At 69.7% G+C, this 14,416-nt stretch carries 10 protein-coding genes and 1 pseudogene; 8 read left to right on the forward strand and 3 right to left on the reverse strand.

What is annotated here, in order from left to right; genetic code table 11:
• Window positions 1–172: 172 nt before the first annotated feature.
• The 5 genes from ACFVUT_RS34480 to ACFVUT_RS34500 are packed head-to-tail and all read left to right on the forward strand — an operon-like array spanning window position 173 to window position 4,763.
• Window positions 173–601, forward strand: a complete 429-nt coding sequence (locus ACFVUT_RS34480) for an urease subunit beta (protein WP_389659537.1) — start codon at window positions 173–175, stop codon at window positions 599–601.
• A gap of 33 nt (window positions 602–634) precedes the next feature.
• Window positions 635–2,509, forward strand: a complete 1,875-nt coding sequence (gene ureC, locus ACFVUT_RS34485; RefSeq protein WP_389659534.1) for an urease subunit alpha — start codon at window positions 635–637, stop codon at window positions 2,507–2,509.
• Window positions 2,510–2,516: 7 nt separating this feature from the next.
• Complete coding sequence (locus ACFVUT_RS34490) at window positions 2,517–3,170, forward strand: urease accessory protein UreF (protein WP_389659531.1); 654 nt, start codon at window positions 2,517–2,519, stop codon at window positions 3,168–3,170.
• A gap of 25 nt (window positions 3,171–3,195) precedes the next feature.
• On the forward strand, window positions 3,196–3,909 hold the full coding sequence (ureG, locus tag ACFVUT_RS34495; RefSeq protein WP_389659658.1) for an urease accessory protein UreG: 714 nt from the start codon (window positions 3,196–3,198) through the stop codon (window positions 3,907–3,909).
• Window positions 3,906–4,763, forward strand: a complete 858-nt coding sequence (locus tag ACFVUT_RS34500) for an urease accessory protein UreD (protein ID WP_389659528.1) — start codon at window positions 3,906–3,908, stop codon at window positions 4,761–4,763. Before ureG ends, ACFVUT_RS34500 begins: the two co-directional genes overlap by 4 nt.
• 82 nt (window positions 4,764–4,845) lie before the next feature.
• On the opposite strand, the pseudogene ACFVUT_RS34505 reads toward ACFVUT_RS34500, so the two are convergent.
• Window positions 4,846–6,084 (reverse strand): annotated as a pseudogene (locus tag ACFVUT_RS34505) (NF041680 family putative transposase); the annotation flags it as partial.
• Between the two features lie 1,256 nt (window positions 6,085–7,340).
• On the opposite strand from ACFVUT_RS34505, the gene ACFVUT_RS34510 reads away from it, so the two are divergent.
• From ACFVUT_RS34510 to ACFVUT_RS34520, 3 genes are all read left to right on the forward strand, one after another.
• Window positions 7,341–8,396, forward strand: coding sequence for a tyrosine-type recombinase/integrase (locus ACFVUT_RS34510; protein WP_389659526.1), 1,056 nt, complete (start codon window positions 7,341–7,343; stop codon window positions 8,394–8,396).
• 90 nt (window positions 8,397–8,486) lie between these two features.
• Window positions 8,487–8,774, forward strand: coding sequence for a helix-turn-helix domain-containing protein (locus ACFVUT_RS34515; RefSeq protein ID WP_389659523.1), 288 nt, complete (start codon window positions 8,487–8,489; stop codon window positions 8,772–8,774).
• 437 nt (window positions 8,775–9,211) lie between these two features.
• The gene (locus ACFVUT_RS34520) at window positions 9,212–10,333 is read left to right on the forward strand and encodes an integrase (protein ID WP_389659521.1); all 1,122 of its coding nucleotides are present in this window, start codon (window positions 9,212–9,214) and stop codon (window positions 10,331–10,333) included.
• A 144-nt stretch (window positions 10,334–10,477) separates the two neighbouring features.
• Here the strand turns inward: ACFVUT_RS34520 and ACFVUT_RS34525 are convergent, their stop codons facing one another.
• Together ACFVUT_RS34525 and ACFVUT_RS34530 are read right to left on the reverse strand one after the other, a co-directional pair.
• Window positions 10,478–13,153 carry a Helicase associated domain protein gene (locus ACFVUT_RS34525; RefSeq protein ID WP_389659518.1) on the reverse strand — a complete coding sequence of 892 codons (2,676 nt, stop codon included), beginning with the start codon at window positions 13,151–13,153 and terminating at the stop codon, window positions 10,478–10,480.
• 37 nt (window positions 13,154–13,190) lie between these two features.
• Window positions 13,191–13,817 carry a hypothetical protein gene (locus tag ACFVUT_RS34530; protein ID WP_389659515.1) on the reverse strand — a complete coding sequence of 209 codons (627 nt, stop codon included), beginning with the start codon at window positions 13,815–13,817 and terminating at the stop codon, window positions 13,191–13,193.
• Window positions 13,818–14,416 lie beyond the last annotated feature (599 nt).

The following is a 14,416-nucleotide window of genomic DNA, read 5'->3' on the forward strand; positions in this document are numbered from 1 at the left end:
CATGCCCTATTTCCAGCCGCTGGCCCCGAAGCCTCCGGTGACCACGCCGGTCACGTGTCCGGGTGCGTGCCCCTGCTACTCGGCCCATCTCTGTCAGGAGCCGGAACCCGTACCGCCCTCGTCCCTGGACCCGGGCCGGTCTCATGACTTCTCCCGGTACAAGGTGGGAGGAGTGTGGGTCAGGGATCCGGCCGCGGTGCATGTGCTCAACTCGCAAAGCGACAAGGCCGTTGTCTATGTGGTCAATGTCGGTGACCGCGACATCCAGATCGGTTCGCACTTCCATCTGGCCGATGTCAATGAGGATCTGCTGTTCTTCACCGACCTGGATACCGCCATCGAGGCGGAGGCCGTTCTGACCGATCCTCGCCGGCTGCGGTTCGAGCAGATCGTTGCGGCCCGGGAGCTGGCGTACGACCGGTCGAAGACGCCGGGGCAGGCCCCTTGGGGGTGCCGCCTGGACATCGCTCCGGGGGACTCGATGCGGTTCAGCCCCGAGAACGCGCCCAGCGAGGCGATCGAGGTCGTGCCGATCGGCGGGAGGCGGCAGGTGCCGGGCCTGCGCAAGGACAAGCCGGCTGACGACGTCGCTCTCGGCTGACAGGGCCCTCGTACACCCAGCTGAAGGAATGCAATGGCGAACATCACCCGCGAGCAGTACGCGAAGTCCTACGGCCCGACCGTGGGCGACCAGGTCCGCCTGGGCGACACCAACCTCTGGATCGAGGTCACCGAGGACCTGACGTTCGGTGGTGACGAGGCGATCTTCGGCGGCGGCAAGACCATCCGCGAGTCGATGCTGCAGGGGACGGCCACGAGTGTGCAAAACGTCCCCGACACCGTGATCACCAACGTGATCATTCTGGACGTCGCCCCCGCTCTGGAGCGGGGGAACGGCAATTCCATCGTGCGTGCCGACGTCGGGATCAGGGGCGGCAAGGTCGTCGCGGTCGGCAAGGCCGGCAACAGCGACGTCATGGACGGGGTCACCCCGGGCCTGGAGATCGGTCCTTCCACGGACGTGATCTCCGGCGAGGGCAAGATCCTCACCGCGGGTGCCGTCGACACCCATGTGCACTACATCTCCCCCTCGGCTGTCATGGAAGCGCTGTCCACCGGGACCACCACGCTGATCGGCGGCGGCGTGGGCCCCTCCGAAGGGTCCAAGGCGACCACCGTGACGCCCGGCCCGCAGCACCTGGTGAACCTGCACCGCAGCTTCGACGACCTGCCGGTCAACGTGATGCTGCTGGGCAAGGGCAACACTGTCAGCAAGGACGGCCTGGACGAGCAGGCGCTCGCGGGCGCCGGCGGTTACAAGATCCACGAGGACTGGGGTGCCACTCCGGCAGCGCTGGACGCCGCGCTGAGGGCCGGGGAGGAGTGGGGGCTGCAGGTCACCCTGCACGCCGACTCCCTCAACGAGGCGGGCTTCGTCGAGACCACCCTCGGCGCCATCGATGGGCGCGGGGTCCACGTCTTCCACGCCGAGGGCGCCGGCGGTGGGCACGCCCCCGACATCCTGAAGGTGGCTGCCGAGCGGAACGTCCTGCCCGCCTCGACGAACCCGACGCTCCCGTACACCGTGAACACGGTGGCCGAGCACATCGACATGCTGGCCTCCGCCCACCACCTCGATCTCAGCAACAAGAACGACCAGGCGTTCGCCGACTCCCGTATCCGTTCCACGACCATGTTTGCCGAGGACGTGCTGCACGACATGGGGGCGATGTCCATCACCTCCTCCGACGCCCAGGCCATGGGTCGTATCGGCGAGGTCGTCACCCGCACCTGGCAGGTCGCCCACGTCATGAAGGAGTGGAGCCACAAGACCTTCAAGGACGCGAACTTCTTCTACAGGGCCGGTCATGGGCAGGGTGACAACGCCCGTGCGCTGCGCTACGTGGCCAAGTACACCATCAACCCCGCCGTCGCCCACGGCATCGACGAGTACGTCGGTTCCGTGAAGGAGGGCAAACTCGCAGACCTCGTGCTGTGGGATCCGCGGTTCTTCGCCGTACGGCCCGAGATGGTCATCAAGGCCGGTGCCATGGTGATCGGCAACCTGGGTGATCCCAACGGCTCGGTGTCGACCCCGCAGCCGACCTTCCTGCGGCCCGCGATGGCTGCCGCGATCGCCTGTCGGCTGTCCTACTCGTTCGTCTCCGAGAAGGTGCTCAACCCGCCCTCCGGCACCGACCCGTACAGCACGGTGAGGGACAAGGGCGTGTTCAAGGACTCGTTGGAGGAAACTCTCGGCCTGCGGCGTGAGCTGAAGGGCGCGAAGCCCGTCAAGGACGTCGAGAAGGCGGACATGATCTTCAACGACGGGCTGTTCGGCATCGACATCGACCCGGCCACGTTCAAGATTGCGGTGGAAATCCCGGGAGTCGACCCGTCGGAAGGGCACAGCCTCACCAGGCACCAGAGCCGAAACGGTTTCTGGTACCTCGACCAGCCACATCCGCCGAAGAGCCTGCCGCTCGCCCAGCGATACCTGCTGTTCTGAGGCCCCGGTGAGCACCTCTCCGCTCCTGCTCGCCCTGCTGGGCGATGCCCGGCTCCCGTCCGGGGGGCACACGCAGTCCGCCGGTCTGGAACCGGCGCTGCGGGCCGGCACGGCGTCGGCCCAGGTACCCGCGTATCTGCGTACCCGCCTTCGCACCGTCACCCGCGTGGAGGCGGGCACCGCCGTCGTCGCCCGCGCGGTCGCGGGGAGCGGCGGCGACCTGGCCGATGTCGAGGACGCCTGGGCCGCGCGGACCCCCAGCCAGGCGTTGAGGGCCAACGGCCGGCGTCTGGGACGTGGGTACCTCCGCGTCCTGCAGACGCTCTGGCCCGGCCCCGTCGACGCTCGCGCACGCACCTGGTCGCGTCCCGTCGTGCTCGGTCTGCTCGCCCACCGCGCCGGGATGGACCCGACCGACCTGGCCCGCCTGGTCGGGTACGACGACGCCCAGACCGTGACGGCGGCCCTGCTCAAACTCGAACCGCAGGACCCGCTGCTCATCGCCGCGTGGGTGAACCAACTCCTTCCCGAGATCGACGAGATGGCTGCCGAGGTCGCCCGTCTCCACCTCCCCGAACAGATCCCCGCCCATGGCGCTCCCCTCATCGAGCGCTGGGCCGAGACCCACGACACCACATCAGAGAGGCTCTTCAGTGCCTGAGAACGCCATTTCCCCCACCCGTGCCATGCGCCTGGGCGTTGCCGGTCCCGTCGGCACCGGCAAGAGCTCGCTCATCGCGACGTTGTGCCGGGCGCTCTCCGACGAACTGCGCCTGGGCGTCATCACGAACGACATCTACACCGACGAGGACGCGCGCTTCCTCAAGAGCGCCGGTGTTCTGGACCCCGAACGAATCCGCCCGGTGGAGACGGGCGCGTGCCCCCACACGGCGATCCGCGACGACGTGACGGCCAACCTGCTGGCGGCCGAGGACATGGAGGCCGACTTCGGCCCGCTGGACCTGGTCATCATCGAGTCCGGCGGCGACAACCTCACCGCGACCTTCTCCCCGGCCCTGGTGGACGCCCAGCTGTTCGTCCTGGATGTCGCCGGCGGCGGTGACGTCGTCCGCAAGGGCGGTCCCGGCATCGCCCGCGCCGACCTGCTCGTGATCAACAAGACCGACCTGGGCGAACACGTGGGCGTGGACGTCGAGCGCATGACGCGCGAAGGGCGCGAAGCCCGTCGGGGTTCCCCGGTGGTCGCGCTGTCCCGGCACGACGGATCGTCCATCCGGATGCTGACCGACTGGGTCCGCGACGCCCTCGCGCACTACCGCACCGGCGAGCACACCCCGGTCGACCCGGGCCCCATGGCCCCGCACTTCCATGCCGGCCAGGACGGCGAGGAACCCCACCTGCACGGCCAGGATCCGGCGCATGCAGGGCAGAGCGCGTGACCGGACCGACCCGCCTGAGCGTCGTCCGCACGGGCAGCCGCAGCCGCGTCCACCGCACGACCGGGCATCTGACGGCGCGGATCATGGAGCAGGACGCCCACGGCGCCCGGGTGGGGCTGCTCGCCACCCAGGCGCTGCTGCTGTCCGGCGACGACGTCCGTATCGAGGTGGACGTCGCTCCCGGTGCCTGGCTCGACGTCGTGGAGACGACCGGCACGGTCGCGTACGAGGGCGATGCACCGTCATCGTGGACGATTGACGCCATCGTGGGCGACGAAGCGGTCCTGACCTGGGCGGGCAAGCCCTTCGTGGTCTCGGACGGGATCGCCACCCACCGCGACACCCGGATCCGGCTGCACGGCAGCGCCAGGGTTCTGATGCAGGAGAAGATCGTCCTGGGCCGCGCCGGACAGATCGGCGGGGACCTCACCACGTCCCTGAACGCTACGGACGACACCGGACCGGTGCAGGTGGAGCACCTCGACCTGACCAGGCAGACCCGTAGCATGCCGGGAGTCCTCGGGAGCCTTCGCTCCATGGACACCGTCACCGCCCTGGGATGGTCGCCCGAACCGCCCGGCGAACCGGAAGCCGGCACCACCGGGCCGGGCGAGACCTACTTCCGTCTGGACCGGGCCGGGGCCGTACTGCGCTGGATCGGAGTCGGCCGATTCCGCGACCGGCTGTGCGACCCCGCCTTCGCTGCCTGGTGCGAGGAGGCCATACACGGCCACCGGTCCCGGGGCCACCTTGCTGCACGACGCCCGGGCCACGCCGAAACAGCCGAGCGAAGGGCTGTGCCGACGCCGGCCGGCTTCCCATCCTCGTCACCAGCAGCACCAACAGGCTCGTAGGCCCGTAGGCCCGTAGGCCTGCCCTCGGCCGACGGCGGGAACCAGCAGTGGATCGCAGGTTCGTGCTGAGCTTGTTCTTTATCTACCAAGATCTACCGGGCTTGCCGGATGGCCTTGCGGGTCTCGGGGCGTTTGACGGTGTTGCCCGACGTCGTAGCGGGGTGCCCGGTGCTCGTTCTTGGCGCCGGGTGGCCGTCCGGGGCTGGCTCCCCGGGGTTTGGGAACACGGGTCGGGCAGGCGAGGTGGGCGCGGATGTTCCTGAACCCGCGGCGGACCCGGGCCGGGGTGAGCCGGTCGGAGGTGCTCGGTTTCTCCCACGGCCGGCGGAGGTCCGCGGCGAGGGGCCGGGCCAGGCGGAGCCGGGTGTGAGCGACGATCAGGATCCAGGTCCAGCGGTCCGCCGCCTCAGGGGTGCGGAGTTTCGGTGTGGTCCAGCCCAGGGTCTGCTTCGCGAAGCGGAAGGTGTGCTCCAGATCGAAGCGGCGGTGAAACGCCTGCCAGAAGCGGTCCACATCGTCCGGGGCGGCGCCGGTCTTCGAGTACCACAACCACACCGGCGGGGCATCCCGGTCCTTCGACAGATGCTCGACCTTCAAACGCATCAACGTCCCCTCGACCAGGGGCAGTTCGCCATCATGGTCGAGCCATGAGGAACGGTGCGTGAGCCGAGGATGGACCCGGTCCCACGCCTGGGCTTCGGCCTTGCCGTAGTTGGCGGTGTCGGTGACTGTGGTGATCGCTGGCTCGGGCCAGGTCTCCGAATTCCGGGCCGTGCTTGGGCGGTCGGCCGTTGACGCCGTGCATCCGCGGTGGCTTCGGCAAGCGCATCACGCGGTCGGAGCGGACCCGGCCGACCAGCTCGACGGGCAGGTCACGGAGGACCCAGGCCAGGCGGGTGACGTCATGGCTGGCGTCGCTCACGATATGCGGGTTCCCGGCCTGCCACTGGCCAGCGGCGATGAGCCGCTCGACGACACCCCGCAGCTGGCCGACGGTGACCGCGGTCGCGTCGTCCGCCGGGCCGAGCCGGACCGCGTCCAGGATCGCGGTCCATGACGTGGCGCCCGACTCCAGCACGGCCACGAAGGAGTAGGGCCAGCCCGCAATGAACTGCGACGCCGTCTTCGCCCGGCCGTAGACGTGGCAGAACAGGCGTTCCGCCGAGCACGGCGCGTCCGAGCGAAGCCACGGTGACACACCGACCGCCAGGACCAGGCGCCCGCCGTCGAACTGCGGCAGCGGCAGGCCGGCCAGCACCGTCCGCAGCCGGTCGACGTCGATCCGGCCGCGGTTCAAGCCTTCGTACAACGCTCCGTGTGCGATGTGCCGGTTTGGTGTCAGTGGGGCGGTGTCAGTGACGGTGCGTCAGGTTGGTGCGTTGTCGCTGGTCGGTCCTTGAGCGAGGGCCTCGTCGCTGTCACGGGGTGGTACCTGGGGCGGGTGTAGCTGTCATGGGCCGGTACACCCCGTTCTGTCCCGCTGTCTCGGAAACGGCACTTCTGATCCCTCCGAGGGCTGCGCGGCTGCACGGTGATCCGTGTCGGTCTTGCGCGGGCGGAAGGGTGCGGGGTGGGGGAGCCAGGTGCGTGGGTTGAGGTCGCGTCGGGGTTGCGGGTGTTCAGGCCGGTGCTGGTGGCGCGGCTGCTGGAGCTCGATGCGGCTGGGGCGTTGACGTCGGCGCATGTGCGTGCGGGTGCCCAGGCCGGTGGGGTGAACGTGCGGACGGTGTGGCGGTGGCTGGAGGCGGCGCGGACGGAGGGCCGTATGGAGCGCAGGCCGCGGGCCCGACTGGAGTTGTCCGACCATGTGTGGGAGGTGCTGGCGCAGGCGGGCGGGAACGTGGCGGTGCTGCACCGGCACCTGACAGCTGCCGGGGGAGAGGTGCCCTCGCGCGCGTCGTTGTACCGGGTGGTGCACCGGGATCTTGAGGCCGGCAGGGTCTTGCCGGACCGTGCGGTGGTGCGCCGCGAGCGGGAAGAGGAGCTGACGCGGCAGGCGCTGGCTGACCTTGCGCTGGCCTCGCCGCGTCAGGGTGACGTGGCGCAGGAGGCTGCGTTCCGGCTGCCGCGCTCCAAGCCAGCAGCGGCGCCTGCAGTGCTGGTGGGGGCGCGGTTGGTACGGACGTCGTCTGTGGGGCGGTGGCCGAGGCGATCGGGCAGGCGATGGCGGCCGAGGGCGCGGTGTGTGTTCGGCGACCCGGGTCGGGGCAAGACCGCGGCCGTTGGGATGGCGCTCAGCGAGGTGCCCGCGGGCTGGAAAGTGACGTGGGTGCCGGTGCCGGTGCGGCCGTCGGTGGGCCGGCATCAGGCGGGCGGTGTTCGACGCTCTGGGACTGCCGGGCCGCTTCCCGCACACCTCGGCGCTCGCCGATGCCGCAGTCGCGGGGGCTCTGGGCGAGGCGCGGGTGCTCGTGATCGATGAGGCACAGCGCCTGCCCGTGCCGTGGTGTGGGTTACGGGGTTGTGCGTAAGGCAGGGGTTGCTTTTCTTCAGGTGTCTCGTTGATGGCTTCGGTGGCACGCGCATGGTTCAGGTGCCGCCTTAAAAGTAAGGGTCGTTGCGAGATGGCGGTGGGGTATGGAGGAGCGGTTTCTCCGGCTGATCGAGGGCGGGCTTGCCGATCCGGCGCCCGATGCCAGTCAGGCGCCGGATGCGTGGGCATTCCAGGCCCGCTGCACGCAGGCGTTCGCCTCGACATGGGTGGTACGGGGCTTTGCCGCCACGACGATCGGCTGCTACACATCCCTACTGGAACGGGTGTTGAACTATTTCGACCGGCCGGTATGGCAGATCGAGCCGGCGGACGTGGACGCGATGCTCCGGGATCTGCTGCGTGCGGGCCGGGCCGCGGGGACCAGGCGCCAGTACCTGCAGATGCTGCGCACGTTCCACGGCTTCGTCCAGGACCGCTATGCCACCGAGGTCCGCGCTCTGTACGGCACCCCGGTGGCCAACCCGCTGGACCGGTTCAACCGGCTGCGCCATGTCTTCGACGACACCCCGCGCACCCTGCCGCCCACCGCCGAGCGCCTCACCGCGTTCTTCGCCTTCGCCCGTCAGCGCCTGACCACCACGTCCGACTACCCGGCCGCGGCAAGGGACTACGCACTGCTGCGCACCCTCTACCACTCCGCTCCCAGAGTGAGCGAAGCCATTCGCTTCGACCAATGCGACGTCCATCCCGCACTCGGCCCGACAGGCAAGCTCCACGTCCGATTCGGCAAGGCAGCCAAAACCTCGGGACCTCGCCCGAGATGGGCACCCATGCTCGACGGACTGGACCAGATCCTCGCCTGGTACCTGGGAGACGTACGCCCCTTCTTTCCCGACACCGACCCGCTGTTCTGCGACGCCCACGGCCGGCCGCTGAAGCCGGACACCGTACGCGACCGCCTCTCCCACCTCCTGGACCTGGAAGGCCGCCCCGCAGACGACCGGTTCACCCCGCACGATCTGCGCCGGGCCTGCGCGACCCACCACTACGAGAAGGGCATGGACCTGCTCACCGTCCAGCAGCTCCTCGGTCACTGGCACATCGCCTCGACGATGGCCTACGTACGGCCCTCGCTCACCTTCGTCGAAGATGCCTGGCGCCGCGCCACGTCGACCGCCGTCACTAGCCTGGCCGGCTGACCCCAGGGCAGGACACCCATGACCACACCACCCCCTCTGCACGCCGTCGAGTCCGTGACCCCGCCATCGCAGGTGGAGTGGAGACTTCGGATGACCGCGGCACAGCGCGGTATCTGGACCGGCACCGAACTGCGCCGCCTGCTCGCCGAGCGGGCCGGCCTCGAGCTGTCTGCGGCATCGGTGTCCGCCCTGTTCACCAAACAGCCCTCCCAGGTGAAGCTCTCCACCCTGGCCGCCCTGTGCGCCGCCCTGGAATGCACCCCAGGCGACCTGCTTACCGTCGGCGAGCCCGCCATACCCCCACCACCTACACCACGCACCACCCCACCACCTCGACAGCAGCCCGTGCCCAGCCACCGATCCCTGCCACCGCTGTGACCGCACCCCGCCCCGCACACCCCGCGACGGACCCGCCCACGCCCACCCGTGCCACACCCTCTCGTGTCAAAGACAACTGCCCGGCCTGCCACCGACTGCGCTGGCTGCACCCCGACACCGGCCGCTGCCCCTGGTGCTCACGCAACTGCACCCTCTGCGGCGCACCACGGCGCTGCGCCCAGGACCTGTGCGCGGCATGCCGACGCCGATCCGCTGGAGAACGAGCTCGGGGCCCCTGCCAGCACTGCGGACGCCGACGTGCCCTCGACGCGGCGACCCAGCACTGCCGAGCCTGTACCGACCCCGCTGCCGCCCCGCCCCCGGCCCACTGCGAGCAATGCGGAACCAGCGGCCAGTGGGCCAAAAGCCTCTGCAAGCGCTGCTACGAGCATTCACCCCACACCGTCCTGACCCGCGCGGCCGGCTGGGCCAAGCGCATGCCCGACCCGCCCTCCTGGTGGAGCGACCTCGCCGCACACCTCGCAGCGCACCGACACCCGATCTACGCGGCCGACCTCATCGCCACCACCGCGCGCCTGCTCCTCCACGCCGAGTCCTGCGACCCCCGCAGCCTCCTCGCCCGCGCCAAAAGCGATGCCCCCGAACTCGTCGGAGCGCTCACCGACTTCTTCCGCACCCACGGCCACCTCGATCCGCCCCCACGCCTCGCCGACAGACGAGCAACAACGCGCCGAGCCCGCCGCATCGAGTCCACACCCGCCCCTCTGCGCTCCCAGGCCGAGAAGTTCGCCGCCTTCCTCCTGCTCCAGCGCGAGCAAGCCGAACACCTGGGGCTACGGCCCAACCAGCTGAAAACCATCGAGATCCGACTCGCAGCCGTCCGCGACCTGGCCCTCCACCTCCACACCGAGGGCCACACGAACTGGGCCAGTGTCACCACCGCCCACCTGGAATCCTTCCTGGCCCTCAACCCGGCCCTCCGCGCATCCCGACTCGCTGGACTGCGTCAGTTCTTCGCGTACGCCCACCGCGCCAAAGTCATCCTCCACAACCCGACCGACCCCATAACTGCCGTACAACACAGGGGGTTTCACGGCCCCACCCTCACCCTGACCCAACAGCGCACCCTGTACCAGCGGTGGACCACCCACCACGACATCCACCCGCACGAGGCATTCATCGGCCTCGCCGCCCTGCTCCACGCAGCAACCATTACCGAGCTGCGCCAGCTCACTGACACCGGGATCAACCCCCATCACCACAGCGTCCACTTCCCCGGCAGAGCCCTGGCCATCCCGCTCGACGACGCGACCTGGACCGCACTCCAACGCTGCCAAGAACACCGACACCAACTCAGCTCGGACAACCCCCACCTGCTCGTCACCCGGCTCACCCGCACCCACCACGGCCCCGCCGGCGCCGCTCACATCCGCGACACCCTCGCTCCTACCGGCCTCCAGCCCCGCATCCTGCGCTCTACTCGCCTGCTCACCCTCGCCGATGAACTCGACGCCAAGATCCTTACCACCTCACTGGGGATGTCCTACGCAGGAGTCGCCCACTACCGGCCCAGCCCGAACCTCACCAAGCCAATATGACGGTCCGAGCCCGGCGCCGAACCGCTTGAGCTGCTCCTCGCAATGTCTATGTCCACCCAGGCATGGTGCCTTAGCGGTCTCTGGATCACCCCACGCCGTAGAGGGTTGCCTCCCGGCACACGGCAGGCAACCCTCCGCCGGAACTCATGCCCACTCGACGCCCAGCTTCCGTAGTGCGTCCCGCTGCTCCTGGGCGAGCTTCTCCCTCCTCGATTTCGTGTTCGAAATCCATACGCCCAGCTTCACGACCACCGGCTCCGCCTCGCAGTCGACCGCGATTTCTTCGCTGTGCCCCCTCGGCACTGGCCGGTCCACGCCTTCCCGTTCCACCCACTGCGTGAGGGCGGCCAGACCCCGCTGAAACGCCGCCTGTGCCTTGCTCGGGCGATTCATCGCACGAGCAGCTGCCGGGGCGGGAGACGGGGTCTCAGCGGGCTGCACACCCAGCTTCGACAGCCGTTCCTGCTGCTCGGTCGACAGCCGCGCCCAGGTGTGCGCCTCCCGCTGCCGCGCGAGCCACTTGCCCAGGTCGTCGCCCTCGAACAGCACGCCCGGCTCGATGGTCGGCAGGACGCCGTCGGCGTCGACCAGGTCGGCGAGCACCTTGTAGTGGCGTTGCCAGTCGAGCGGCCACGGGCAGTCCCAGTCCGGGTCGACCGCGGTCAGCTGCTGCGCGCGCTCCGCCGCCCGATCCGCGTCCTTGCCCAGACCGCCCTTGCGCCGGAGGTTGGCCATGTGCTGCCCGACCGGGACCATCGCCTTGCCTTCGCCCCACACCGCGTCCTGACGCGGCGCGAGGTGCCCCGTGGCCCGCCGGTACGAGCGGAGCGCGGCGAGCTTGTTCTCCCACGCCTCCTCGCCCGGCTCCCAGACCATCCCGGCCTCCGGCGCGTCCAGCAGGACCTTGCGCCGCTCTTCGAGCTCCCCGGCCCGCAGCCCCTTCCTCTGCTGGTGGACCCAGCGGCCAAGCGGAAAAGCCTTCGTGACCCCCACTTCCACCTCAACGTCATAGGGAACGGCGTAGAGGCCGGTGATCTCGTTCTCCGCACGCCAGCGCAGCAGGGCCTGATAGCCCTCCAGCCACACGAGCGACTCCGGCCGGTAAACCCGGGTGCGCAGGAACGCTGCGATGGTCGCCGCGTCCCTGGGGGAGGAGAAGTGGAGCAGCGCCGCTTCGGCGGCGGCCTGGGTGCCGTCCTGCTCCCCGTCCTCGCCGTCGCCCTCGCCGCCGGCCCCGACGATCTGCCCGTCCTCGTCGCGCCGGACGTGAACCTTGCGCTTCCCGCTGGTCAGTGCGCGGGAGGCGAGCTGCTCGACGAGTCGTTCGTCATGACTGCGGAGGCCCTGGAGTACGGCTACAAGAGGGCGGAAGCTGGCGCTGGCGACCATGTCGGTCGGGTCCTCGCCGGGCTCCAGGAACACCGGCACGATGATCCTGGCCACCTTTGTGCTGCCGTCCTTGTTGAGCCGGAGCGCCCGGCCGATGTTCTGGACGATCTCGACCTGGGAGCCGCGGGTGTCGGCGAAGCAGACGGCTTCGACTCCGCGCTCGCCGGTGATGTCGACGCCCTCCCCGAGCACGCGGCAGCTTGCGAGGAAGGCCCGGTGCACGCGCCGGTTGTTGGCGTCGATGCCGTTGGCGAACTGCCGCAAGACCTCGCGCCGCTCGGACACGAGGTGGTCGCCGCACAGCCACGCCGACCACACGCGGTCCGGGGGTACGTGGCGGCCGGCCTCGAGTTCGTAGGGCTCCGCGCCGATCGACGACGCGGGCAGCTTCTTGACCTTCTTGTCTGTCTCCGCCAGCTCCTCAGTCGACATCTCGGTGGCGTACAGCTCCGCGGCGGTCTCTGGGAGCTTCTCCGCGAACGCCTGCGCTTCTTCCACCCGCTGGTGGAACGTCATGACGGTGCGCAGGTTGTGCGCGGCCGCGTGCTCCAGCAGCGCGGTCTGTAGCAGCGCCAGGCGCCGGCCGCGCAGCGCCTCCTCGGACAGCCCGAGAACGGGGGAGGGGTCGCGGATCTCGAGGACGTCGATCTCGAATCCGGCGAGAATTTCGCGCTCGATCGCCTCGCTCAGCCCGAGTTCGGCCAGCCACTTTCCGTAGGTTTCCGAGTCCTGGCCCATCGAGGCCAGTTCGAGTTCCTGGCCGTCCTTGCCCTTCTGCGGCCGGGCCGCTGCGAGGATGCGCGGGGTCGCGGTCAGGTAGAGCCGGAAGTCCGCCGGAATCCGGGCGTTGTCGTGGATCGCCGCCCACGGCCTCCCAAGATCACCGGCGGTGCCGTGGGCCTCATCCACGATCGCGAGGTCGAAGCCTGCCATCTGCTGTCCGTACAGGCGCTCTCCGCCCGCCAGAGCGGTCTCCAGCGGCCCGCGAACCTTGCGCTGGCCCTCGGGTGCGTCGATGTCCTCGCGGTCCACCAGGGAGGCGTACGTGGCGAACACGACGACCGGCCCGGACCCCGCCCACAGGGCGAGCTGGATCGGGTTGGTGGTGGTCCGCACCCCCAGCGAGTTGAGGACCGCGTCGTTCTCCAACGAGCACACCGCGACCATCGGCGCGGTGTGGCCCACCAGGCGCCACGCCTGGGCGGTCTGCGCGAGCAGGTCCAGGGTCGGCACGGTCACGAGGATCCGGCCGTCCGCGAACGACTCCAGCGCGCACGCGGCGGCCGTGATCGTCTTGCCCGAGCCGGTCGCTGACACGATCGTGCCCCGGGCACCCTGCGGGGGCACAGATGACCTTGCAGGGAATCCCACCCACTTACGAAACGCGGAGCGCTGATCTACCTGGTGTTTCTTGAGCTGAATCGCTGACATTTCCTTGCCTCCCCGATGCCTGAATTCCTGTGGTCTTTCAGATGGCCGCGTGCGGAATGCAGGCCGCGCCCAAGTCGTTCCAGATCGACGCATCCGCCTTATGCCAGCCGCCCGGCTTTCCATCCTTGAAGGGCGGCTTGTCGTCCACGTCGTAGTGCCCGGCATCGAGCGTGCAGACCACTTCGTCCCCGTCCGCGTTCCGCGTCCGGGCCGTGCACAGACCGCCGGCCTCGCCCAGCGCTTCCAGCACCCGGCGCCGCGCCGTGGTGTGCGGGTGCGTGCGCGGCAGCACGCTCTCCCGGACGAACCTCTCCAGCCGCACCAGGTCGGCCCGCTCACGCTGCCTCACGTCCGCGATGTGTAAGGCCAGTTCAGCGGCCCCGCCCGACCGGCCGCCGCGCCGTGACCAGTCACGGTCAGCGATGCCCACCAGGGCCTCGCTCACGGCCGTCACGCCCTCGTCCCAGCCGTCCGCGAACACCTCGCCCCGAGAGGCCGGCGCCATGCCGTCCAGCTCGACTACCTCGCTCTGCGCCCCGGCGACCGCTCCGGTCTCCAGTGCGGCCACCAGGTCGTCCGCCTCACTCGCAGGCACGCCCTGGGCGGCCAGGAGCGCGAACAGCCTCAACCGGGTGTTGACGCCCGCCGTCTGATACTGGCTCACCCGGTGCACAGAATCGCTGCTCAGCGCGGGATCGGGTCCGGTAGATTCGCGGTGGCCGGTCATCTATGGCCGTTCCTCTCGGAATTCCGGGGAGGCTCCCGGGTGGTTGGGGGCGTCCCGTATTTCTGCCAACGGTACATGCTGGTACATGCGGCATCAACCTGATGCACCCGCTACACTGAAACTCCGACACGAACGAGCGACCCCCACCCCTTGTAGCCAGCCAAGCCCGCGTAGCGGGCTTCAGGTCCTGGAGGCGCAGCCGGAAGGACCCGGGGTGGGGGAGCGCAGCGGACACACCCTCAGACGGATGCGAAGCACCCGTCAACTTCCTTACAGGAAGCTGAATTACCTGCACTTGACATCACGCCAGCCGGCCCCTCGCGCAGCGGGGCCCACCGGCCAGCGCAGCGGCCGGCTCCCCTCAACTCCTGGAGCGCAGCGGAGGGAGTTGGCCCGGCTTGCCGGGCGCGGTGAGCAACGCGAACCGCGCCCAACCTCAGGGCGCAGCCCTGAGGTTCGCAACCCGCGGAGCGGGTTGCGCAACTGCCCCGCGCAGCGGGGCAGTTCGCTTGCATATCGCGCAGCGATATGGTACC

It is taken from the genome of Streptomyces sp. NPDC058051 (genome assembly GCF_042885475.1).
Classification (GTDB): Bacteria; Actinomycetota; Actinomycetes; order Streptomycetales; family Streptomycetaceae; genus Streptomyces.

Bases quoted from the DNA above. Each gene is read 5' to 3' on its own strand.
- ACFVUT_RS34510 (WP_389659526.1), top strand. From the start codon at position 7,341: ATGGAGGAGCGGTTTCTCCGGCTGATCGAGGGCGGGCTTGCCGATCCG.
- ACFVUT_RS34515 (WP_389659523.1), top strand. From the start codon at position 8,487: ATGACCGCGGCACAGCGCGGTATCTGGACCGGCACCGAACTGCGCCGC.
- ureG (WP_389659658.1), top strand. From the start codon at position 3,196: ATGCGCCTGGGCGTTGCCGGTCCCGTCGGCACCGGCAAGAGCTCGCTC.
- ureC (WP_389659534.1), top strand. From the start codon at position 635: ATGGCGAACATCACCCGCGAGCAGTACGCGAAGTCCTACGGCCCGACC.
- ACFVUT_RS34520 (WP_389659521.1), top strand. From the start codon at position 9,212: ATGCCCGACCCGCCCTCCTGGTGGAGCGACCTCGCCGCACACCTCGCA.
- ACFVUT_RS34525 (WP_389659518.1), bottom strand. From the start codon at position 13,153: ATGTCAGCGATTCAGCTCAAGAAACACCAGGTAGATCAGCGCTCCGCG.